Annotated in this window: 19 protein-coding genes; 1 reads left to right on the forward strand and 18 read right to left on the reverse strand. The window is 53.3% G+C overall.

Annotation, left to right across the window (positions count from 1 at the left end; genetic code table 11):
• The first annotated feature begins 714 nt into the window (after positions 1-714).
• Positions 715-1,035: a helix-turn-helix domain-containing protein gene (locus C2L71_RS12440; RefSeq protein WP_275664971.1), complete on the forward strand. Its 321-nt coding sequence runs from the start codon at positions 715-717 to the stop codon at positions 1,033-1,035.
• Positions 1,036-1,373: 338 nt separating this feature from the next.
• On the opposite strand, the gene C2L71_RS08875 is transcribed toward C2L71_RS12440, so the two are convergent.
• The 18 genes from C2L71_RS08875 to wecB (C2L71_RS08960) are packed head-to-tail and all read right to left on the reverse strand — an operon-like array spanning position 1,374 to position 22,627.
• Positions 1,374-2,657 carry an oligosaccharide flippase family protein gene (locus tag C2L71_RS08875; RefSeq protein ID WP_103265417.1) on the reverse strand — a complete coding sequence of 428 codons (1,284 nt, stop codon included), beginning with the start codon at positions 2,655-2,657 and terminating at the stop codon, positions 1,374-1,376.
• Between the two features lie 12 nt (positions 2,658-2,669).
• The gene (locus C2L71_RS08880) at positions 2,670-3,797 is read right to left on the reverse strand and encodes a DegT/DnrJ/EryC1/StrS family aminotransferase (protein WP_103265418.1); all 1,128 of its coding nucleotides are present in this window, start codon (positions 3,795-3,797) and stop codon (positions 2,670-2,672) included.
• Entirely contained in the window at positions 3,779-4,468 is a 690-nt protein-coding gene (locus C2L71_RS08885; protein ID WP_103265419.1) for a formyltransferase family protein, read from the reverse strand. The genes C2L71_RS08880 and C2L71_RS08885 overlap by 19 nt, the downstream gene beginning before the upstream one ends.
• On the reverse strand, positions 4,395-5,030 hold the full coding sequence (locus C2L71_RS08890) for an acyltransferase (protein WP_103265420.1): 636 nt from the start codon (positions 5,028-5,030) through the stop codon (positions 4,395-4,397). Before C2L71_RS08890 ends, C2L71_RS08885 begins: the two co-directional genes overlap by 74 nt.
• Positions 5,027-5,749 (reverse strand): WbqC family protein, encoded by a 723-nt coding sequence (locus tag C2L71_RS08895; RefSeq protein ID WP_103265421.1) that lies wholly within the window; start codon positions 5,747-5,749, stop codon positions 5,027-5,029. The genes C2L71_RS08890 and C2L71_RS08895 overlap by 4 nt, the downstream gene beginning before the upstream one ends.
• Positions 5,746-7,035, reverse strand: a complete 1,290-nt coding sequence (locus C2L71_RS08900) for a GNAT family N-acetyltransferase (RefSeq protein WP_103265422.1) — start codon at positions 7,033-7,035, stop codon at positions 5,746-5,748. The genes C2L71_RS08895 and C2L71_RS08900 overlap by 4 nt, the downstream gene beginning before the upstream one ends.
• A gap of 1 nt (position 7,036) precedes the next feature.
• Positions 7,037-8,110 (reverse strand): Gfo/Idh/MocA family protein, encoded by a 1,074-nt coding sequence (locus C2L71_RS08905; protein WP_103265423.1) that lies wholly within the window; start codon positions 8,108-8,110, stop codon positions 7,037-7,039.
• A 1-nt stretch (position 8,111) separates the two neighbouring features.
• Positions 8,112-9,209, reverse strand: a complete 1,098-nt coding sequence (wecB, locus tag C2L71_RS08910) for a non-hydrolyzing UDP-N-acetylglucosamine 2-epimerase (RefSeq protein WP_103265424.1) — start codon at positions 9,207-9,209, stop codon at positions 8,112-8,114.
• Between the two features lies 1 nt (position 9,210).
• Complete coding sequence (locus C2L71_RS08915; protein WP_103265425.1) at positions 9,211-10,527, reverse strand: nucleotide sugar dehydrogenase; 1,317 nt, start codon at positions 10,525-10,527, stop codon at positions 9,211-9,213.
• A 55-nt stretch (positions 10,528-10,582) separates the two neighbouring features.
• Positions 10,583-11,830 carry a glycosyltransferase family 4 protein gene (locus C2L71_RS08920; RefSeq protein WP_103265426.1) on the reverse strand — a complete coding sequence of 416 codons (1,248 nt, stop codon included), beginning with the start codon at positions 11,828-11,830 and terminating at the stop codon, positions 10,583-10,585.
• 9 nt (positions 11,831-11,839) lie between these two features.
• Complete coding sequence (locus tag C2L71_RS08925; RefSeq protein WP_103265427.1) at positions 11,840-12,379, reverse strand: serine acetyltransferase; 540 nt, start codon at positions 12,377-12,379, stop codon at positions 11,840-11,842.
• 22 nt (positions 12,380-12,401) lie between these two features.
• Positions 12,402-13,913: a hypothetical protein gene (locus tag C2L71_RS08930; RefSeq protein WP_129588495.1), complete on the reverse strand. Its 1,512-nt coding sequence runs from the start codon at positions 13,911-13,913 to the stop codon at positions 12,402-12,404.
• Complete coding sequence (locus C2L71_RS08935) at positions 13,910-15,046, reverse strand: glycosyltransferase (protein ID WP_103265429.1); 1,137 nt, start codon at positions 15,044-15,046, stop codon at positions 13,910-13,912. Before C2L71_RS08935 ends, C2L71_RS08930 begins: the two co-directional genes overlap by 4 nt.
• The gene (locus tag C2L71_RS08940; protein ID WP_103265430.1) at positions 15,043-16,410 is read right to left on the reverse strand and encodes a DUF362 domain-containing protein; all 1,368 of its coding nucleotides are present in this window, start codon (positions 16,408-16,410) and stop codon (positions 15,043-15,045) included. The genes C2L71_RS08935 and C2L71_RS08940 overlap by 4 nt, the downstream gene beginning before the upstream one ends.
• Positions 16,410-17,750: a phenylacetate--CoA ligase family protein gene (locus tag C2L71_RS11940; RefSeq protein ID WP_129588496.1), complete on the reverse strand. Its 1,341-nt coding sequence runs from the start codon at positions 17,748-17,750 to the stop codon at positions 16,410-16,412. The genes C2L71_RS08940 and C2L71_RS11940 overlap by 1 nt, the downstream gene beginning before the upstream one ends.
• Positions 17,743-19,854: a bi-domain-containing oxidoreductase gene (locus C2L71_RS08950; RefSeq protein ID WP_157938958.1), complete on the reverse strand. Its 2,112-nt coding sequence runs from the start codon at positions 19,852-19,854 to the stop codon at positions 17,743-17,745. The genes C2L71_RS11940 and C2L71_RS08950 overlap by 8 nt, the downstream gene beginning before the upstream one ends.
• The gene (locus C2L71_RS08955) at positions 19,851-21,503 is read right to left on the reverse strand and encodes a heparinase II/III family protein (protein WP_103265433.1); all 1,653 of its coding nucleotides are present in this window, start codon (positions 21,501-21,503) and stop codon (positions 19,851-19,853) included. Before C2L71_RS08955 ends, C2L71_RS08950 begins: the two co-directional genes overlap by 4 nt.
• A complete protein-coding gene (wecB, locus tag C2L71_RS08960; protein WP_187143318.1) occupies positions 21,491-22,627 on the reverse strand; it encodes a non-hydrolyzing UDP-N-acetylglucosamine 2-epimerase in 1,137 nt (378 codons plus the stop codon). The genes C2L71_RS08955 and wecB (C2L71_RS08960) overlap by 13 nt, the downstream gene beginning before the upstream one ends.

Here is a 22,627-nt window from a genome sequence, read left to right on the forward strand (position 1 = left end):
GGGCATGGCTCTCCTCCAATATGCTTCTTGTCTCGACAACTCGAATCATACCGGGGCGGGCCGTGCCCTCCTTCCTATCTGGACGCTATCCTGCTGTCAAAGTGCGCAAAAAATTGTACGTTACCCCGCCTGCGAGTACGCCGGATTGCTGCGTGAGTACTGGCTGGCACCCGCCTGGCGCGCGTACGCTCTGTTGGCTGCCGAGCCTTGGCTGCCGGACGTGTATGCAGGCCGATAGCCGTCCGCTGACGCGCCGTTTGCATGCGGGAACGAAGCGGCATCGCGGCGCGATGCGATGCGCCCCGACTGGGCGGCGCGAGCGGAACGGACGGCACGAGCCGACAGAGGACTGCGGGACGAGCGTGCCGCAGGTCGGTTCGTTCGGGCGTTTCTCGGTGTCATATGGATCTCCTCGACAGCATCGCATGCAATACCGCACGGTGCTCGCATCAGCCCGTTGCTGCCTTCGATAAGGATGTTTGTTCTACGGTTTCGATGGCTGAGCGCGAGCTTCCCCGATTCGACTGAGGCGGACGGTTTCGTCGCATGGCGCCTTCCCCATGAGGATGCAAGATCACACGTTTGATTTATTGTATCACCGATCCATTGAGTCCGCGTAAACGGCAAAACTGCATCTGTCAAAATGCTTAAAAACGTATTTGTGCGGTTACACGTTTACACTCGCGAGACGCTACTCTGTAACGTATGGATTTCATGCCTGAACATAGTTCGCTTGACGAAGACGATGCCATTCACACACGGTATGCTCCGATCTTAGCGGAGAACGTAAAACGTCTTCGCAAACAGGCGAATATCAACAAGAAAAGATTCGCACTCATGGTGGAAATCGGACGCCCGTTTCTCAACAAGATCGAGAACGGCACCGCCAACCCGCGTCTATCGGTCATTGTGAAAATGGCGGACGCCCTAGAAACGACACCGGGCGATCTCTTGAAAGACTCGAGAGAGCGGTGTGGCAAGAGCGATAGGCGCGAGCCGCTTGACGGAGAGACACGTCACGCACAGTTGCGATAGGACGGAAGCCTTATTGACTCGCTTTCATCTTTCTGACATTCTGCACTGTGCATTTCGCGAGCATACGGAGCCGATGACCTGCAAGGTGAAAGCCGCGGCTTATGCGGTCGTACTTGCTGGGCTTGAATGTTCCAGTTTCAAGCACCTCTCTCCCTTCTATCGTGCAGAGCGGCAAACCCCATTTCTCCAGCCCTTAGTGACTGCATCGATAGAGCTTTCCGAAATGCGTTGAAATCATGTACTCAGTACCGCCGATTTCCTCGATCGACTGAAACGCGCAGTTCGTTTTGCGGATGGGCGCGAAGCGATAGCAATCGATGAATTGAGCTGCACCTTGGCTAATGCGCCCTATACATCATGACAAACGGAACGAAAACAGCGATAGCCATGAACGAATACACCATGATGGAAGTATAGGCCGCACCGTAAACGCCGAAGAGGGGAATAAGAATGAAGTTCAATACTATCTGGCAAACCATGCCGCTGAACGAAACAAACATGTTCACGCGTATCTTGCCCATCGCAGCCAGCAAATTAGCTGTCGTATAGCGCAGTCCATTGGTAACGAACGCAGTCACGAGAAGCAAATTCATCAGGGGGACGATGTTCAGGTACTGCTCGCCGTAGAAAAACCCTACCACCGGCTCGGCAACCAAACACACAAGAATCGCGGCCCCGCCAACAAGTACGGCAGTGCCAATAAATGTCTTCTTATAATTAGACCACACCCATGCCTTGTCGTTTTCTTGTTTGATGAAGTAGGGAGCTACAAAGATACCGACAGATGAGCTAAGTATCGCGATTACGGAGGGAATAGCGAAAGCGACCTTGTAGTCAGCAACCGCCGATGCATCACCGGTAAGCAAGCTTATCATCAACAGATCGTTCTGCAAAAACAAGGCCCACAGACTATTGGTAACCATGTACTGGAGCGAGTACGATCGAATTCCTCGCCGCTCTTCTTTTTCGGGGGCGATTGCGGGAACGCTGGAGAAAATGTTGTTTCGAAAGTACAGAAGAAGAACGAACGCAACGACGCAATATGCAATCGGCCACGAAGCCGCGACGCCCTCCAAACCGGACAACGTTGCCCCTGCCGCTTTCGCGCCCCAAACTAACACAACGGTCAGAACAGCCGTAAAAGCAAAAGCCCGATTCCGGAACAAACCTCTGAGAGAAAAAGAGCATGTGTCTGACAAGAACTGAAGTGGAAGAGCAAGCAACATGAGGGGAAGGAGCAGATGGGCCGTCGAAAACTCTTCCGAATGGGGAAACAGAAAAGCCAGCAAGGAAAGAACGGCAACATAGACTATGTTGAACTTCGTCCCTTGCGAAACAACGTAGTCGAAAATTCCCTTTTTTTCTGCTTCGGTTTCTTTCAGAACAAGGTATCTATATACGGCGTTGTTGAGGCCGTAGCCTGCGAAAAGACAAGCGTAAGTGTAGAGGTTTTCCATGTAACCAAGCACGCCGTACTCAGATTTCGACATGATCCGAACCAAGATCAACGATCCAAGAAACGCCGCGACTTTCGTTAGGAAAGCGCCGGAGAGAATAGCGAAGGCCCCTTTGGCTTTAAGAGAAGCGAAAACGTGTTTAATATCCTCGATTGCCAGCAGCACAGCGGCGCAATCTTACAGTAAGCCCATCAAAGTTCGCGCGGAAAACTCTAAGTCTTCCCGTATCAGATACGGCCCCATCGGCAGACTGAGCACGGTATCGCACAAGCGCTTCACCACGGGGCAGCCGTCAGGACATAGATGTACGCCCTCGAAAGCCTTCTGCTCGTGCATGGGCTTGGGGTAGTAAACCATGGTGGGAACCCCCTTCTCTTTGAGCGCACCCTGGAGCGCATCACGATCGGAGTCTTCCGGCAGCTGCACGGTGTACTGGGCCCATGAACTGCAAAAGCCCTCGGGGATCTTCGGTAGGACGAGGCCGCTTCCCGCGAGAGTCTCGTTGTAGAGTGACGCCGCCCTGTTCACAGCGCTGAATTCGTATTGCTCGAACGCGTCGAGCTTAGCGAGCAGTACAGCCGCCTGGATCGTGTCGAGGCGGCTATTGACGCCAACGCGCACGTTGTCGTACTTCATCGACCCTTTGCCGTGCGCGGCAAAGCTTCGGACGAGCGCCGCCCATTCGTCGGAGTTGGTAAAAACCGCGCCCCCATCGCCGTAGCAGCCGAGCGGCTTGGCCGGAAAGAAACTTGTGGTGGAGACGTCCCCGAACGAGCACGCCCGCCTATCACTTGTGGAACCGCCAAAACCTTGCGCGCCGTCTTCCAAGAGCAGCATGCCGTGGCGCTCGCAGACCTCGCGAATCGCCAGATAGTCAGCCGGCAACCCGAACAGGTCGACAGCCACAACCGCCTTGGGGTTCAGGTTGGTCCGCTCCTCGATGAATCGCACAGCTTCCTCGAGCTTAACGGAATCGAGATTAAACGTGCGCCCGTCCACGTCCACGAACACGGGCATAGCTCCGAGCAGCGCTGGAGCCTCTCCACTCGCGAAGAACGTAAAGTCGGGCACGAACACAGCATCGCCCGGCCCGATTCCCCACGCCATGAATGCGAGTTGCAAGGCATCGGTCCCGTTGCCGCACGTAATGCAATGCTTGACGCCGACGTACGAGGCGAGGCGTTCTTCGAGCTTTGAGACCTCCGGGCCGCTGATATAGCGCCCATGATCCAGAACGCGCGCGATTCTCTCGCCAATGTCGTCCTTCAGCATGGCGTACTGCGCGTTTAGATCCCTGAACTGCATCGATCCTCCCTCAGACTCGAAATGGCGACCTCGTATTCTCTCAACATTTCAAACTCCAGTTCTCCCGGCATTCGACGGTGCAGTACGGAGTCCCCTGCGGGAACGTACTCATGTGGCTCGTTGAGCCTCTCCAGCGCCCCCACAAGCATGCTCACCTCGGTCCTATAGACTCTCATCGCCAGCTCGAAGAACGATTCCTCGGCGCGTAATTCTAGTTCCCTGCGCTCGATCACCTCGCCCGCATCGACCTCCGAACCGAGAAAATGGGTGGTCACCCCCACAGGCGCGCCTTCGAGGATAGCCCATTTGAGGGCGTCGAGCCCGCGCGCGAAGGGGATAAAGCCTGGATGCGCATTCACGATTCGATGAGTATCTACGAACTCTTGGGGAATGATCCCCGCACCGCATACGAGATAGACGTCGGCTCCGTTGGCTTCACGAACATCCAACACTTCGCTATAGCCATAGTCGAACATACGGCAGGTCTCTTCCGTCGTCGGCACGAGGTACCCCATGTCGGGACGATGCGCCACCAGCGGACGCACCTTCTTTTTATACGTCATGGGAGAAGAGAACACCTCAACGTTTTCATATCCTTTAGTCTTCAGAAGACAAAGGGTGTCGTAAGTTTTCTTGTGCGGGATGGTGTACGTTAAAATCGCCGCCCTCATGAGCTAATGCCAGCCCTTCGTGACTTCGACGATATCCACTCCCGCATGCCGGACAGAGTAGGTCGTCGCGAAGTTTCGCTCCGCATTGACAAACCCACCCCCCCCCGCTAGCCGGAATCCCCATGACGAGCGCATGGGCAGGAACATCGCGAGTCACCACGGCACCGGCAGCAACCATCGCCCATGCCCCTATTTCGACACCGCATACAATAGTGGCGTTTGCCCCGATCGACGCTCCTTCGTGCACGATGGTATGCCTGTATCCAGCAGGGCCTTTGGGGTACTTCGCCCGAGGAGTCAGGTCGTTCGTGAACACACATGACGGCCCGCAGAACACAAAGTCCCGAAGTTCTACGCCCTCGTATATCGAAACGTTGTTCTGCACCTTTACTCCGTTGCCGATGCTCACATTCGATCCCACGTTGACGTTTTGACCGAGCGTGCACCCCTCCCCGATGACGGCCCCAGTTTGAACGTGGCAGAAATGCCAGATGCGGGTCCCATCGCCTATCAAGGCGCTCTCGTCGACGTACGAACTTTCATGCACGAACGGAACGCTCATCTGATCTCCTCCTTCTTCATATTGCTATAGAAGATATCACGGGCGCCATCGATACCGCACTGGAAGAGCAGGTCGAGCGCCGTGAGATTCGAGACAAACTTGTCCTGGCGGTACTGCGGGTATTCCGGATAGGAGAATACCTGGTACTGCACCGAGATACCCTTCTCAAAAAACGACCGGTCGTCCATGTACGCCCGCGCGCCCCGACCCGAAAGGTACACACTGGCTTCGCAGGCTTCGCAAAGTCCCAGCACCAGTTCGTTGTTTCTGGCTTCGAGATCATAGGAAAGCGAGCTTTGCATCACCAAAGAAGTTTCGATGCCGTATGCCGATCGAAGCATCCCGACGCTCGCCATGTCGAGATCAAGAAGAGTGTCATAATCCACTTCGAGCACTTCTGACACAAGCGGCATCACCTCGTCAAAATATGGAGTCTTTCCGTAGTTGCATTCGATAAAGCCACGGTGCTTCTTCCTGATTTTCGGCCAGTTGGAAAGCCTTACGTCTTTAGTCGACTTCTCGAGATAGCCTTTCTTCTGGACACTCACGGACAGCAGCTTCGCATCTCCGTTGATCTGCAGAAACCTATTCCTGTGCATGGGAGAGCCGTCAGTGAACTGCACCTCGTCAAGCACGACGAACTCGTCCGTCTTCACCATCTTGTCAAGGTATCCGAGCCAGGGGAAATAGTGCGGCTGGTGCATGGCGACAACCTTCATTGCAGCCTCCTTTTAAGGGAATAGGTATGCTGGAGGCGCTCTTCACCTTTGATCGAGGTGAAGAAGTCTCCGCCGGATACCCTCTCCATGCCCAGGCGGCACGCCACATGCACCGAAGCAGCGTTTTCGCAGTCGATACAAGCAACGACCCTCTTTACGCCCACTGCTTCGAAGCAGGTGTCCACCAGGCACCGCAGCGCCTCTCCCATATAGCCGCATCCCTGGTAGAGAGGGTTGAGCGCGTAGGATATCTCGCAAGAACTCGTAACGGCATCGAAGTGGTATGCGCGAACGGTGCCGATGAGCTTGGAGGATTCGCGCAGCTCCATCCCCAGCAGCAAGTCATCGACTTCCGCGCGGGCGAGCTTGGAGGCTATCCACGACTTCGCCTCCTCCGTCTCGCGGTGGGGATGCCAATTCAGAAACTGACTGACCTCTGGCTCCGAAGTGTACTCAAACATATCGGGAGCGTCATCCAGCCTCAGAGAACGCAGGACGAGCCTGTCGGTTCGAAGCCGCGCACCTTGGAGTAAGGTGACGCGGGATACCATGACGCACGCGGGATCGAGCGCCTCATCGAGATTGGTGAAGTTGCTATCAAGGAAGGTGACGCGTTCGGCTCGCGCGCGCTTTGAGAATCGATCGAGCGATTCTTTAAGAGAGGCTTCTATCTCGCCATACCAGAAGGGATGCGTGAGGATGTGCAGGTGCGAACACTCGTTCGATCGGATAAGATCAAGGACGGGCTTGCGCCAGTGCCTGTGGCTGTCGGAAACGTACTCAAAACTATGGAATAGCTCTTTCGAGTAGCTGTTGACGATGCCGGGAACATCCCAATCCGCCTCGAGAGCGACGTTGCTCGGACGGTGCATGGAGACGCATCGCACGGGGACCTCGAGGATCCCGCTCAAAGCAGCCGCCTCACGTTCGATCGCCGCAGGCATGTTTTCTCCCTCGTCGTATTGGGTCTCATCAAAATGCAAGCCAACATCGTGACCAAGGCCTACAATCCTCCGCAGATGCTCCGTGCAGTTCCTCTCGAAAGGGTTGTAGAAGCCCGTTCGCAGCAGAGCGAAGTAGGTCGACTTGACCCCTTCCCGTACTTCAAGCTCGGCCATCTCGAGCGCAGCAGCCGTGTCGAAGTCGATGTCGTGACGCAATATGACGGACTTTTCGACATCCCTCCAATCCTCGTACCCACAGAACGCATATCCCTGCGTCTTCAAGGCTCTAAGCATATCCCGGTAGGCGCCGTAAGTGAAGGGCATCTGCATGCACGGCGCCATATTAAAACTCACCTTTCATGTCGGAGCTCGCGAAATTCTCGAGCGGAAGCTCAACAGGCAGGCTCGTCTTCTGGCTCTTGTAGATGGCGAGTACTATTTCGAGCGCGTCACGTCCAGCGCGCGCGTCCACGTAAGGCGCGCGGCTCTCGCGGATCGACTCGACCACATCAGCATAAAGCGATGAGTGACCGTTGCCATAAACATTGGAAGTGGGCTCCTCAAGTCCCACAATCGCCTGGTCCTCCTCGCGCTCATCGGCGAATTCCCACACGTCGATATTGTTCGTCGAGGCGCCGCCAATCTTCACGGTGCCGTTTTCGCCGAAAAGGCAAAGCGTCTCCTCCAAGTTCTTGGGGAACACGTTTGCCGTCCCCTCGACGATAGCCACCGATCCGTCGGCGAACGAAAGTACGGCGACACCCACGTCCTCAGCCTCCAGGTACCTGTGGAAACGCTGGCGCGTCTGTGCGTAGACCGAGACGACCTCTCCGCCCATCATCCAGCGCAACAAGTCTACGCCGTGGATGCACTGGTTCATGAGACAGCCGCCGTCCTGAGCCCAGGTGCCTCGCCAGGGCGCCTGATCGTAGTAATCTTTACCGCGGTTCCACCGCACATGGATCGAGCCGTGTGACATACGCCCGAATCGACCTTCCTCCATGGCACGTCGCGTATGCTGCACGGCAACATTAAAGCGGTTTTGATGACAAGCAGACACCTTCACTCCCCGCTCGTCGGCACGATGGATGATCTCGTTGGCATCGGTTATCGAAAGCGCGATGGGCTTCTCGACGATAAGGTTTTTGCCTGCATCGATGCAGTCGAGCGCAATGCGGGCGTGTTCGCCGCTCTCAGTCGCGATCGCTACGAGATCGATGTCCGGGTTTTCGACCAGCATTTCGCGATAGTCTGCGTACATTTTCGGTGCCGGCCTTTTCCGACCCGCCCGCTCAAGCAAACCCTCGGCTTTGCCAGGAACGATATCGCAGAGCGCCGCAAGCTCAAGCCCGTTAGTCTCGACAGCCTTGATGTGGTTGAGCGCTATACGACCGCATCCGATAATCGCACACTTCATGCTACAGCACCTCTTCCGAGCAGCCCGAAAGGACATCTACGATCCTCCCTGCCGCCCTGCCGTCGCCGAATGGTAGGTAATCGTCATCTATCCTCTGCGTCCTGTTCAGTACGCTTTCGATTTTCCCCCTTTCAGGGGGCACAAGAACGCAACGCCCGTCAACCATGATCTCGGGCCATACAAAAATCGTCATAGGCACCGTGCAAGGCACTTTTGCAAAGAAGGCTTCCCTCTGAACTCCACCTGAGTCGGTGATCACGTGAGCGGCGTGCTTGGTGAGAAAGATGCTTTCAAGGTAACCGACCGGCTCGGCAAGCACAATCGAATCCAGCTTACAGCAGGAGACGACATCGCGGGCGAGGTCGAGAGCGCGAGGATGCACGGGATAAATTACGGGATAGGGAAGAGCCGACGCGGCGAGCAAAATCTCGGACAGTGCGTTCAAGTTCTCCGTGTTCTCGGATCGGTGGCACGTCAGATAGCAGTAATGAGGCGGGATCTCGATCGGATTTCCGTCAATCGAAACCAATACGGGTTGAAAGGTTTCGGAATCGACGACATCACTGTAATGTAGAAAGGCATCGTACATCAGGTCGCCCACGAGAAAGGCCCGCTCACCAAGCCCCTCCTCCGCAAGGTTCCGAAGCCCCGATTCCGTCGCAGCAAACAGCACCGAACCGAGATGATCCGTGCATACGCGGTTCGCCTCTTCTGCATTTTTCAGCGATCGCGAACGAGGGCCTGCCTCGACGTGCGCTATCGGGATCCGCATTTTCACGGCAGTGAGCGCTGCAGCAAGGGTGGAGTTAGTGTCTCCGAAAAGAAGTACTAAGTCGGGGCTTTCCTCTTGGATAACCGTCTCGAGGCCGAGCATCATCCTGGCAGTCATGACCGTATGGCTTCCACCCGAAACGCCCAGGTTGTATCTAGGTCGAGGGATGGTCATCTGCTCGAAAAAAAGCTCTGACATATTGCGATCGAAATGCTGGCCGGTGTGAACCAGAATCTCTTCTATGTCGTCTCGTTGCTGGAATTCATGGGAAACCATGGCCGCCTTTATAAACTGCGGCCTCGCTCCGACCACGGTAAGCACCTTCATGCTACAGCACCTCCACATTCTCGCGATTAGCCACACCTTTCATGGCGTTCTTCGTGTCAAGCACGGCCTTCGCATGCTTCTGCACAAAGGCGTAGTTGACATTCGTGTGCGCGCAGGCAACCAGAATCAAGTCGGCCGAGGCGATCGCCTCGGCCGACAGTTCCGGGATGGACTCTTTTTCCGTACCTTTGTACCAGCAGCGCCGCACCCAGGGATCATAATACGATACCTCCGCTCCCCGCTCCTCCAGCCGTTCGATCACGCGCAATGCGGGCGATTCGCGGTAGTCGTCGATATCTTGCTTGTATGCCACGCCGAGCACAAGCACCTTGGCTCCCATCATCGCTTTACCCGCTCGGTTAAGGATACGCGCAGCGCGCGAGGCCACCCATTCCGGCATGCCATCGTTCACGGTCATCGATGCTTCAATCATGGACGTATGAAAGCCGTACTCACGCGCCTTCCACGATAAGTAGTAGGGGTCGAGCGGAATGCAGTGACCGCCGAGGCCAGGACCGGGGTAGAAGGGCGTAAAGCCATAAGGCTTGGTTTTCGCGGCGTCAATGACCTCCCATACGTCGATGCCCATGCGGTCGCATAGCATCGCCAACTCGTTGACAAGGCCAATGTTGACGTTGCGATAGGTGTTCTCGAGTATCTTCTCCATCTCGGCGACAGCCGGACTCGACACCCGCGTGACACCGCCCTCTAGCACGGCCTCGTAGAGTGCTGAGATACACTCGAGCGCATCGGCTCCGACAGCGCCGACAACCTTCGGGGTATTTTTTGTCTTGTAAATGAGATTGCCCGGGTCGACCCGCTCAGGCGAGAACCCGAGATAGAAACCTTCACCGCACTTCAAGCCCGAGCCTTCCTCCAGGATAGGCAGGATGAGCTCCTCAGTGGTGCCGGGGTAAGTGGTGGACTCGAGCACCACCATGACGCCAGTCTTGAGATGCGGAGCTATTTCGCGCGTGGAAGCCTCCATGTAAGAGGTGTCGGGCATCTGATGAACATCGAGCGGTGTCGGCACACAAATGGCAACAAAGTCGCACTCGGACACACGAGAAAAGTCGGTCGTCGCTTCGAGCATGCCGGCTTCCACAAGCGCGGCGAGATCCTCCTGGACCACATCGCCAATGTAGTTCTCACCACGGTTGACCATGTCCGCCCTTTCCACTTGCACGTCGAAGCCGACAGTCTTGAAGCCCGCCTTTGCCTTCTCAACTGCAAGCGGCAACCCCACGTACCCAAGACCAACCGTGCCACAGACAAGGTTGTGATCAGCAATTCGTTCTTTGAGCCTATTGCTATTCATACGTTAGAGATCCTTCCCGCCATTACTGGATGCAAGATACGTTTGAGAGCGTCCATCAGCTACCGTCAGAGCGCCTTAGTATTGGAAGAGAAGAGCGCAACGACTCCATATCGGGGTAGACATACGAATCAATAAGATCGAGTTCCATTTGGACCCGCTCCTCCCACGTTCGAACGACATTTCTGGTATTTTTTCGAGCGTTTTCTCGGATCGTGTCCGAATGAGCTTCGTCAGCCAACAGCCACTCGATCCTGTCAGCCGCCTCGAAAACCCCTTCAACACGAAAACCTGTTATTTCATCAATGATCAAATCGTCTATCCACTTATCCGCCCGGGGCGCAATCATGACCGCACCAGACGCGAGAGCTTCGATGGTTGCATTACCGCGGTTTGAATAGGGATTGAAAGTCAACGAAGCTAAGGAATTGACAGCCCAACGCCCGACTAGTTCTTGTGGCACGGAACCAAGAAAATGAACTCTTTCATCCAAACTGTAATTGATTGCGTCTTTCCGAAGTTCATCGTCGAAACCCGGTTCGCTAACTCGCCCCGCAAAAACAAGATGAATATCTCGATACCCACGCAAGTCCAATTCGTGCAGCACTTCGATGCAGGTTTTCTGCCCCTTCATCCGTTCCAGGCGCGAACCGCAAAACAAATAGGTATCAGGAGCGCCAAGAATCGGCTCCGCGGACGCTTCTGACGGAAAGTCAACTCCATTTGTCCATTGGTAAGCATCAAAATGTGTCCTTTTTATATCGAGCAGAGCGAGTGTCTTCTCCATATCCGAACCGTCTTCGGTCATAAGAAGAAACTTTTTTGGCGCATAGAAAGGGATCATTCGTGGGTAGTGTCGAATAAAACACCATGATTTGCTATGACGCTCGAGCATCCACGTTGCATAGCTGCCAAATAACCGTTGGCCACATGGAACCCCTTCAAGTCGTGCATATCGCGCGCCCAGAGCACAGGCATCTCCCACTAGATACACAAAATCATAGTTTCCTTCTGAAAGATACCGTTTGACAATTGCGTTCATTCTATTAATAAATGAAAGCTTTCCCATCAACCCTTGCTTCCGAAATACCGTTTTGATGGTTTTGATTCCTTTGAGCCAATCGCATACAATGTTTAGTTGTCGAACTTCCCCATCGCTATGGATAATCATGTCGATCTCGTCTCCACGTTCGACGAGAGCCTTTAATACTTTTGTTTGCGGAGGCAATCCGTCAATTTTGGTAGCACTGTTGAACAGCAATGAATCCAGTCCTGCATATGCCGTTGCCACGTAAAGAATCTTCACAGAGTACTCCTATTTCGCATTGAAGCCATGCGCTTGCCCTTCAAGCAGTTCTTTGTTGCTGTGATTAACGACAATACGATTTGCACCGACAACCGTAACATCTGAAGCGATGTTCTTTGTAACCACTGCGTTGGCACCGATAACCACATTATTTCCTACAGAAATGGGTCCTATGACCTTCGCTCCTGCGTAAACCACCACGTTGTCACCCAAGCATGGCGCTCCGAACGTCTCGTCCTTTTCGCCTGCACCAATTGTTACCTGATGATAGATAGCGCATCCGGATCCTAACCTTGCACTTGGATTGATGAATATTCCATTCAGATGGGGTATGAGCACTCCTCCCCCACAAAACGCGGACGCAGGCAGTTCGCAACCACTACCGAAGAGCAATATTTTCTTGCATGCAGCGAACAGGCGGCGGGGTATTACGTGCACACAACTCTGTTCGCTGCGCAAGCAGAATAGGATCCACCACTTTTTCTTCAAGGGAGAACACTTGTTACGTTTTATGTCGTACTTAAATTTCTTGCGTTCAACTGCGCGCATAGAGTCTGTCCTTCATCTATCCTTATCGCCGCGGTGCAGCGGATGCCGTATGCACCAACTCGACATCGAAGCTGCATTTTTCTCTTTTCGGGCTTTTCGGTCGAAGTCGCTTTGATGTGCCTCGTTTTTCGAGTTCGTTACGATTGATGCAAGCCGACCGTAAGCAATAAGAACTCAAGGGCGCAATTAGCAACAGCGCGAAAGAATACATCGATCCCTCTTGTCCCAAAAAAAGCATCGTACCTGCCACAACAAACACAAGCATCAAATAGGAGAAACGAGCTGGCGCACGGCCTTGCAACGAGCGTAGATATACCAACCATGCAGCAAATCCAACTATCCCGGTATTTGCAAGTTGTGCGAACACGCCGCTAAATGGGTTGATAGAGCCTACGCCTATACCGAGTAGAGGCGCTCCAGCCCAAGTACGAATGGATTCGACCACGCTGATTAGACGAGGAGAACCCATAGTTGCGCGCAAAGCGAAATAATCACCACGAAAAGCGCTCTCGATAGAAACGAAAACACCATGGGCTTTCTCAAAATATGGTAGAGATTGACCGAGCTCTGTACCAGCGAAAACATACACGCCTGCTGCAAGCACAACAAGAACGATGCAGATAGGCAGCCAACGAACGAAACCTCTACGTTTTATCTGGAACAAGGCAAGAGCAAAAAGAGCAAGTATAGGCAATAACACGACTGTCGAAGATGCAGCGGAAACGCACATGAGCCCAACTGCAAGTGCCGGCCAAACCATCTTCTCGCTTGGTGCTCGACCAGAAACTTTAAGAAGCAGAAACACGATGACGAAGAAACCAAGCGCCAAAACAAAATGAGAAGGCTCGCGCGTGAGACCCCAGAGTGCGACCAAAGAGTCTCTCATAATGTAAGTAGTATATACATGGCTATCAGCAAAAAGAAGCGAAGTTAACTGCGAGGCGATGTTCGAACCGAAGAAGGCCTTAGTGAAAAGTTCGAACAGCGCATAGCAAATGTGCAGCTTGCCTACCGTAACCGCCCATCGACCAACCCTTATAAAATCATCCCCCTTAAACAGGGAGACTGCAAGAACTCCAGAAAAAGCAAACAGTGTGTAGCGAGCAAGCACCAGTAGGTTGCGCTCGCCAATAACCTGTGCAGATTGTGTAGCCCATCCAAGCACGAACATGTCCCACGAGGTTCCGGAGGCGATGATGGCTTTACCGTAGGGGAAGAAGAAATTGAATAACAACGAACCTATAAACACGATTACTAAAACGAGGGCCGTTAAGAGGGCCAGCTTATTGAGCGCAACTCGATCCCTTGCGGCTGCACTGAGCGCAAACAGCACGAAAAGTACAAGGACGATGTCAGAACAAGATATTTCCTGACCGCTTATGGTAACTAGCGGCGCAGAAATCATATTCATATCCATGATGCACACGATGGCAAACAGAGCAAGCGCGAAATCTGTATGCTTACGGGAACGCGCAAAAATCAGCGCGAGAATCACTAAGAATACGATAGCGAACGGAGATACGAAATCCATCACGATGATTTGCCACCGTTCATGCAACGGTCTGTCAAATACGATGCGACAAGCTCTGCGTCTGCCGGTAAAGCAATGCCAGTTTCGGCGCTAATGATTTCCTCTCCAGGTGTTCGCGTGCATACAATGGCGAACGCTCCACACGAAATGGCCTCCAATGTGGTCATTCCGAAAGTCTCCTCAATACTGGCATTCCAAAAAAAATCTGCAGCCGTGTAAATCTTCGCTAGTTTAATACCGTCGGCAATAACCGGCAGGGGGATGAGGGTTGCATCTGTAACGGCCATCTTCTTAATTGCCGCTCGTTGCTTGCCATCCAGGCCAACCAACACCAAAGCAAATCTATCATCCAGCAGTTGAGCGAGATTCAAAAAAAGGCTGAGTCCTTTTTGTTCGTTCCATGGGGAGGCAACACCCAGCACCATAATCTTGTCCTCGATACCATGATTCTTTTTAAAATTATTGCACGTCGGCTTGAACACATTCTCGTCCACTTTATTGGGAACAACGGAGATCGGATATTTTGCCAGATAAGATTGGCTCACCAAATCGGCAAGCCACTGGGAAGGAACGATGAGATTCACATCCTGCAACGAAGAGAAAAGCTGCTTCTTATCGGCAAAGTTTCGCTCACTTGAATCGAATAGCGACCAGGGAACAACCTTTTGCATAGGGCAGCGCATGGAACGTCCGCAATGCTTCTTCCACTGCGAACAGCCTACTGCAGTAAAATGCCCGCAATGACCTGTAAATGACCAGCAATCATGCAAGGTCCATTCTATCCGCGCAGAAGTCTCTTCAAGATAGCCAAATAAAGTTGGCAGGTGAAACGAGTATCCATGCAAATTGTGCAAATGAATGGAGTCGGGTTCAATGTGCCGTAGCTGCTGTACCATTTTCTCAGTTGCGCGTTTCGAACCGCAAAATCCAACTCGCCCTGTAACATGCGCGCACGCTGCATGAACGTATACATCAAATATCGTTCCGACTCTAATTGCATTTGCATAGTGCGGTTCATCGCCTCGAGCCCAAAACACATACGAATCATCGCCACGAGACAGCGCATCCATATGCTCTTTTTGCATCAATTTTCCTGTTGACCCAGCCGAGTAAGCGTTGATCTGGGCTAACTTCATTCCCGATTCTCCATTTCGATGTGGCCCAGCCAGCCAAAATGCGGTTTAAACGATAAAGTACTATCGAGTGCAATGTTGCCAAGAGCTCCATTCCAGTTCGCTTTATTGCTTTTGATCCTTATGTCATCTGGAGTATCTCGAGTCAAAGGCCAGCGCATCATGGCAAAGCTTTGAATTACTGTGGGAATTTTGCGGTAATCAAAACCTATGAGCGTCGAGGCCACTGCATCAATGGCGACGGGATCGCTCCCCGCAATGAGAATGCCAGCTTCTTTTGCATCGACGTCCATCGGACCGTCTCCTTCACCGGCAACCACACCATCTACTATCGCATAGTACTTTCGCTGAGGTGTATTTTTCATAGTCCCTTGTTTGTCTGCGTAAAATAGGATTCTATTTAGATCAAGTATCGTTCGCCAGATAGTGTCGTTGCCATACCATGATCCATTTCGAACTGTCGCTGATGTCTGTTCACCAAGTATGTTTCCCGTAGCTTTTTTCGCCAATCCTATTGGATAGCTAATAAGAGGATTCTTGTATTTAAGTAAACTTGCGGCTATCTTCTTCAAGGTACCCTCAGCCTGAGTTCTTCCAGACATGAGAGGAAATTGATCCCCGAATGCTTCGGGCGAACCTGTCGTATGATGCGGAAGTGAGTTTTTAACAACGCACGTTCCGACAATGTTCTTTAAACAACAGGTAATCCCTCCAAGTTTATGGGGTTTGAGCTTGGGAAGATTGATAAAAGTGTCGCAAGACAGAACGGTGTTAGACATAACATAAATGTTATCCGCGTCATTATGATATCGAGACGTCTCTTTCTGATCGTAATCAGCACCGTAGTAATGCTTATTCTTTTTTGAGGCGAAAACGCTTTCCGTCCCAAGGTTCACTTCTCTGTACCCCAATGGGTCACCTCTAAGCTTTTTTTTGCCGACGGTAACCCCTTCTCGCGTTATCCATTGCTCCTCCCGCAAGTCGTAGTGCTCGATTTCAACCGTGGTACCACGCGAACATCTTTCAACGATTCCGTCAAGATCAATACGTTTGGCAATTTTTTCGTAATCAGAATCTGTTTGAGGCGCATCGACGATGAGCACCTTACCCTTGCCCTGTAATCCGAGAACGGCCTCCTGAACCGCGCGTTCGATAATCGCCCCATTCGTAATTACTTGCACCCATTCGTCAGAAGAGCCTATGCGCGAGTCGGCAACAAGATTCGGTTTTATCACTACTGTTTCACCTGGTTTGACTAAATGCCGAATGGGAGAAAAAACATCGGCTAGACCCACAGCTATCTCTTGCGAAGGACGGAGGATGCAACCATACTGCGCGATGCCGTTGAGTGCGGTCACTTCAGTCATTAGCAACCCCTCCGGGCCTCTGAGACAACAAAGCGTAGCTTGCCCGAATTCGCTCGCGGTATCTCGGCAACATACTTGAAGTTGATAGGAACAGCGCACGTAAAGCTCGCTTCAAATTGCTGGAGAGCTTTTCGTTCGTCTGCGGAAACGTCCTCTTGGGTTTTAACTGCGTACACCGTGATACTGAGGTCGGAATTTTGATGGATCTGAGCTTCTGCTATATGAACGGTATCTTTGAACACGTGATCTAGCTTTCCCACTGTCGTGCCGTCTGGAAGCAGCACGCTGTCTTCGGTCCGCCCATCCAGCGAAACGATTTCACGTTTGCCATCGGGAAGTGTTTTCACTTCGGCTACGTCTCCAGTATCCCACCGAAGCAGGGGCATGGCCATGTTCGTTAAAGTTGTTCCGACAACTCTTCTTTCGTCGATGAATTCAACAGCCGCGTAGTCTTCGTCAACGAACATCCGGTATTTGTCGTCTTGAGAGAAATTCGCAACACCTTCGCACATTCCATAGTGCTGATGCGGACGAATTCCAAAAGCGCGCTCGATAAGCTCAGCTTGATGCTCGTAGAGGTTTTCCGCCCCGGTGGTTACGAAACGGATATCGGGGAAGAGCATGCCGTTTTTTTCAGCAAAAGAAGCCAACGGTGTAAGTAATGATGGATAGCCATGAATCCAGGGAATGTGCCTTCTTTGGATTTCCCTACAGTATTCTGCGAGGTTTTCTTCACGTTCATGAAAAGCGCTGAAGTACACCTGACTGCTCGGCTTGTTCTCTCGCCAGTACGGCGGTGTCGTTTGTGTAATTGGCACAACTTTCTGGGTACCAAACATTGCCTGAGGAGTACCGAATTCGATACCCAATGATCTTCTAAATCTCCACCAACAAGCCCATTGTTCGCTAATTGCTTCAGGGCTAGTGTAAAAGACAAAACCCGAGCCCGTTGTTCCGCTTGTGTGGTGTTTTATCCTCTTGCCGACGTAAGCAGAAGATAGAAATTGATCCGGGGCTCTGTTTACTTCTTTTTTTGTGAGCAATGGGAGCTTAGGTAAATCTTCAAGACCTTTAATGGAGACGGGGTTAATCCCTCCTTCATCGAACACGTTTTTGTAATAAGGAACAGTCTCGTAGCAATGTTTAACCATAATGCGAAGTCGCTCATCGCGGTATGCCGCAATCTGTTCGGGACTCCACCGGACTCTCATCTCATAATCCTGTAATAACCTGCGAAATGAGGATCCGAATCTCGTCGTGACAATATGCGCGCCCTCTAAAGAGCATGCCCAATTCTGCATGAAAATCGGCAGCCGGTTGTAGATGGCCATTTTATCCATGCAATGCCTCAAGCAGCATCCGGTGACCCTCGAAAGCATCTTCAATGGCTTTGTTTTCGACTTCTCCTCGCAGCACTTTCAACATGAAGTCATACTCGTTAGCGAAGCCCTTGTCCTGTTTGATCTTCGGGGAGCTTTTCTTCGCGTTGCTGTAGCGCGTCAGTCCAACATAGTTGTTCATCTCGTAGACGTTGCCCGCGCTGAACACGCGCAACTGTTCTTTGGGATACTTCTTCGAACCTGCAGACGTATATACGATATTTGCGATCGCCCCCGAACGCATCCTCATAGTGATGAGGGCATTGTCTCCGCATGGATGGACGGGGACGTTCGCAAAGGTCACGTCAAGCGATTCGATCCCGCTCTCGTCGAGGCTTTGCACTACGTCTACCATATGGCAGGCTTCTCCGATTATGCGCCCGCCGCCGATAGCGGGGTCTTGAGTCCAATGGTCCGCAGGTATATCGCCAGCGTTAACAATGTAGTCGTACACCGCAGGAAGCTTATCGGTATGCAGGTCTTCTCGAATCTGGACGATGCACGGGGCGTGCCGGCGGTTCATCCCGCAGAACAACTGCCCCTCGCTCTCGCGGTAAGCACGCTCGACGGCTTCAAGTTCATCGAGCGTGAGGCACAACGGCTTCTCGCAATACACGCTCTTCCCCACCTCTAGGGCCTCAACGACGATGCGGGCATGAGAGCTGTGGCTGGTGGAAACAATCACGAGATCGATCTCAGAATCTTCAATGATCTCGTGGTAATCACTTGTAATGTAGGAGAACTCGGCTTCTGCGGCGGTCTGCCCCGTGCTCACGCCTCCTGTTGTGGCCAAGGCTTTGATGGCGTATCGGCCATCGCTTTTCATGCCCGGTATGATTGTGCTGCGCGCAAAACTCCCTCCACCGATGAGCCCCACATTCACCGTTCCATCTACAGGCTTCTTCCCTGCAAGGCAGGCGCGAGCAGTAGCGTCGAGCTTCCCTTCCCGCTCGGCATACCCGAGGAGTATCCCAATGTAGCGCTCGTTTGTCTTGTTGGTCGTGATCATCTCGTAAGCGATCCGGGCATCCTCGAACGGAACCTCGTGCGTAACGAGATCGGAAAGATTGAGTCTCCCGGCATGCAAGAGCCGTATGAATTCCTCGATATTGCGCCCTTCAGTGAAGCGAACGTAGCCTATTGGATAGTCCACACCCTGTTCTTCGTACGTCGAATCGTAGCGACCGGCGCCGTAGGACCGGGCTATCGTGAACGTAAGCTCCTTTTGATAGTAGAGGCGCCTGTCGATATCCATCTTTGTGACGCCTATCATGCAGATGGTCGCCCTGTCGCGAGCTATGGCAGCGGCGAGGTCCATGGGGGCGTTCGAATCAGTCGCGGCAGTGATGATAACCTTGTCGGCTCCTCGGCCCTGCGTCTGCCCCAGGGTCAGTTCGGCAGCATTGTCATCAAGTGAGTTGATGAACGCCTTGAGCCGGGTGCCCTCTATCGATTTGTCGACCACGTCGTATCCGAGGACGTCACATCCATACGCATCGAGGATCCGAGCGCAGATGTGTCCAATGAGCCCCAAGCCGATGACAGCCACTGTCTCACCCGGTCGCACGTCCGCCTGATGTATGCCTTGGAGCGCAATGCCGCCGAGCGCGCAAAACGCCGCCTGACGCGGGTCGGCGAAGCCTTCCGGCAGTTTCGCCACAAGATTCCGGTTAACGCGGTTTACTTCAGCATGGTACGCCTGCCCGGCCATTGCGACTAAGTCGCCGGGAAGTAGGTCCGAGACCCCTTTGCCACACGACAGCACGCGGCCTACCGCGGAATACCCCATGGGCATAGGCTCTCCAAGCTTGTTGAAGGCGGCTTCCATCGTGGCGACAAGACCGTCCGTCGACAATTTTTCGAGTACTTTCTTAACTTGATCAGGTCTTTCAAGTGCCTTCGATAGCAGATTCTTGCTCCCGAACGAGGCGAGCGTACGCTCAGTGCCGGCACTTACCACCGACCAGAGTGTCTCGACGATCACGTAACCGTGCTTGGGGGTTGGCGCGGGCACGTCCACCAATCTCACGCTGCCGTCGTCGACCATTAAGAACAGTTGTTTCACGATTCCTCCTTTGAAAACACTTTCGGAGTTGGCACCAACCATTGGGAGGTCAACGTTCCCGATCCTCGATATGAACAACTTTCGATCTCGGCCAAGCATCCGAAATCTGGGGAATAATTCGACAAAGAGGACCTTGCCTTCGCTTGGGCCCCATCGCCAATGCTCGGAGGCTCGCCGAATGCGAAATGCCAGAAGCAGTCCAAATCTTTTCCGCTTGCAACCTTGTCGACTACGCAGAGAATCTCGCCGTCGAGTGAAACGGATCGCGAGACGGTCCATCCTCGTGCATCGACTATCGAGCCGGAAAGGATACCATCCTCTCGGGCTGCGAAGACCGAAGAAGAACGTCTGCCCACCCTGAAAGATGCCCAGCATTCCGACTGCTCGCATCCGTCGACCATGACAGTATTGTGCGAAGCCGTACGCTTGAGTTCGAGCCTAAGTGGATCTTGATACGCATAGGTTCCGCAGTTAACTATCCACGGTTCGCCATCGATGAACACTTCAAAGGAAAGCGCATCGCAATGCGCATGCCCCATCGCATACTCAGGCCCAGGGTTCCCGGCATCGAACACCATCTTGACAACACGGCCTCCGCAATCGCGCTCCATAAGATAATAGCCGGCATCCGGAAAGTCCTCACGATACCGGGGGATCGTTCCGAAGCGCTCTTTCGCACAGGCGAGGAGAGCATCCTTGTGCTTTGCGACATTGTCGCCTGAATCGTTGAACAGGGGGGTACGATTCGTATTACGTTCGAGCGAGTAAAGGCAGTCGCACATCCGCTGGACGCAGATCCCCAGCTCTCCCAAGTCGTTTCCATTCTTCTCGAGCGACGCGACAACCCGCAGCACGTCTTCGAGAATGATCTTGTGGTACATCGGACTTAACTCGAAATGCATACCATCAGGGAGCACTTGTTCACATACTTGACTCTCGAGGAGCGGGAAAGCTATTGCAAGGGTGTCCTCATCGCCGAAGTATAGCGCGCCCAAGACAAGGGCCTTAAGGTTTTCGAAGTAGTGGTTCGCGAGAAGGTCCTTCTCAAGATGACGTGCCAGATAAGAGTACTGACTTGCCAAAGACGCATTCATGCCCTCCACAAATGCGCGATCCTCACCCAAAACATCCTCGAGCTCTCCGTAGAACGCGAGCCAGTTCACAAGTCTCATGGAGATAGTGTAGGGATCCCAACCTATCCCGTCTCCCGGCTTCGCATTGGCGCACATCCACGATTCCATAATGGCCATCGCCTTGCGTAGGTAGCGATCGCCGTCACCGTCAAGGTAGCGCTTCGCAAGAGGAAGAAGGTATTCATGATAATGCAGGTTGAAGCGCCAGAGTGGGGTCGACAGATCGGCACTCCAGCATGTCTTCCAATCAATTGATTCTGTGTGATGAAGTAGCGTCAGCTCGTCACACAAGATTGCCTCGCAGTCAAAACGGGCTAGGAACACCGGGTCGAAATCGAGTTCCGGGAGAAGGGCTATCCGAGAGATATCGGCATCTCCCGCCTTGGTACGTGGAATATATCCAAGTTTCAAAGGGGTGACGCCGCCAGCTTTCCTCCACATTCTGTAGAGCATCTGGCTCAGCTTGAGGTGCCGAGCTGTGTCGAGATAGAGCCGTGCTTTCGTCAAAGCAGGCACGCCGGCTCCTTCCCTCCCAGCACGTCGGCTATGCGCTCGCTTGCATGCCCGTCCCCATACGGATTCGAGGCTCGTGACATCGATCGGTAGGCCTTGTCCGAGTCAAGTAGCTCGCTAAAACTCGAATAGACCGCCTGCTCCTCGGTCCCGACGAGCTTTAGAGTGCCACAGACCACTCCTTCAGGCCTTTCAGTGGTATCGCGCATGACAAGCACAGGCTTGCCGAGACTCGGAGCCTCTTCCTGTATCCCGCCCGAGTCCGTAAGCACGAGATAGCTCGCCGCGATGAAATTATGAAAATCTACGACCTCCAGTGGATCGATGATTCTAATGCGATCCTCGCCCGATAGCTCCCTTTCGGCGACTTCCCGCACTTGAGGATTCATGTGGATAGGGTAGATGGCCTTCACGTCAGGGTGCTCGTCCATGACGCGCCTGATGGCCCGGAACATCCGCGCCATCGGCTCGCCCAGGTTCTCGCGTCGATGCGCGGTGATCAGAATGAGGCGGGAGCCGTGCGCCCAGTCGAGGTGTTCGTTTCGATATCCGTCTCGCACCGTTGTTCGAAGCGCGTCTATCCCAGTGTTCCCTGTCACAAAGATCTTTTCTGAAGGCTTTCCTTCATCGATCAAGTTCTGCTTAGACCGGTAGGTCGGAGCGAAATAATATTCGGCCAGAACATCGACCGCCTGACGGTTGAATTCCTCGGGCCAGGGGGACAGCAGATTACGTGTGCGAAGTCCCGCCTCGACGTGGCCGACGGGAATGCGGAGATAGAAGCATGCGAGCGCTGCCGCAAACGAGGTCGTCGTATCGCCATGGACGAGCACTACATCGGGACGCTCCTTCTCGAGCACCGCCCTTATGTCGAGCAGTACGTCGCACGTAATATCGAAAAGTGTTTGCCCTGGTCTCATGATGGCGAGGTCGTGATCCGGCTCGACCGAGAATGCGCGAAGGACCTGGTCGAGCATCTCACGATGCTGGCCCGTGACGCACACGACAGCTTCGAACTCGTCAGGCCGGCTTTTCAACTCATTTGCGAGTGGACACATCTTGATCGCCTCCGGACGCGTACCGAAGACGAGCATAACCTTCTTTTTGAATTCGTTCGAGACGGTCAT

It is taken from the genome of Enteroscipio rubneri (assembly GCF_002899715.1).
GTDB classification, from domain to species: Bacteria; Actinomycetota; Coriobacteriia; order Coriobacteriales; family Eggerthellaceae; genus Enteroscipio; species Enteroscipio rubneri.

Excerpts from the sequence above, each read along its gene's own strand:
- C2L71_RS08890 (WP_103265420.1), bottom strand. The coding sequence starts at position 5,030 with ATGAGCGTTCCGTTCGTGCATGAAAGTTCGTACGTCGACGAGAGCGCC.
- C2L71_RS08885 (WP_103265419.1), bottom strand. The coding sequence starts at position 4,468 with ATGAGGGCGGCGATTTTAACGTACACCATCCCGCACAAGAAAACTTAC.
- C2L71_RS08880 (WP_103265418.1), bottom strand. The coding sequence starts at position 3,797 with ATGCAGTTCAGGGATCTAAACGCGCAGTACGCCATGCTGAAGGACGAC.
- C2L71_RS08915 (WP_103265425.1), bottom strand. The coding sequence starts at position 10,527 with ATGAATAGCAATAGGCTCAAAGAACGAATTGCTGATCACAACCTTGTC.
- wecB (WP_187143318.1), bottom strand. The coding sequence starts at position 22,627 with ATGACCGTCTCGAACGAATTCAAAAAGAAGGTTATGCTCGTCTTCGGT.
- C2L71_RS08900 (WP_103265422.1), bottom strand. The coding sequence starts at position 7,035 with ATGGCGCCGTGCATGCAGATGCCCTTCACTTACGGCGCCTACCGGGAT.
- C2L71_RS08905 (WP_103265423.1), bottom strand. The coding sequence starts at position 8,110 with ATGAAGTGTGCGATTATCGGATGCGGTCGTATAGCGCTCAACCACATC.
- wecB (WP_103265424.1), bottom strand. The coding sequence starts at position 9,209 with ATGAAGGTGCTTACCGTGGTCGGAGCGAGGCCGCAGTTTATAAAGGCG.
- C2L71_RS12440 (WP_275664971.1), top strand. The coding sequence starts at position 715 with ATGCCTGAACATAGTTCGCTTGACGAAGACGATGCCATTCACACACGG.
- C2L71_RS08925 (WP_103265427.1), bottom strand. The coding sequence starts at position 12,379 with ATGCGCGCAGTTGAACGCAAGAAATTTAAGTACGACATAAAACGTAAC.
- C2L71_RS08935 (WP_103265429.1), bottom strand. The coding sequence starts at position 15,046 with ATGAAGTTAGCCCAGATCAACGCTTACTCGGCTGGGTCAACAGGAAAA.
- C2L71_RS08940 (WP_103265430.1), bottom strand. The coding sequence starts at position 16,410 with ATGACTGAAGTGACCGCACTCAACGGCATCGCGCAGTATGGTTGCATC.
- C2L71_RS11940 (WP_129588496.1), bottom strand. The coding sequence starts at position 17,750 with ATGGATAAAATGGCCATCTACAACCGGCTGCCGATTTTCATGCAGAAT.
- C2L71_RS08895 (WP_103265421.1), bottom strand. The coding sequence starts at position 5,749 with ATGAAGGTTGTCGCCATGCACCAGCCGCACTATTTCCCCTGGCTCGGA.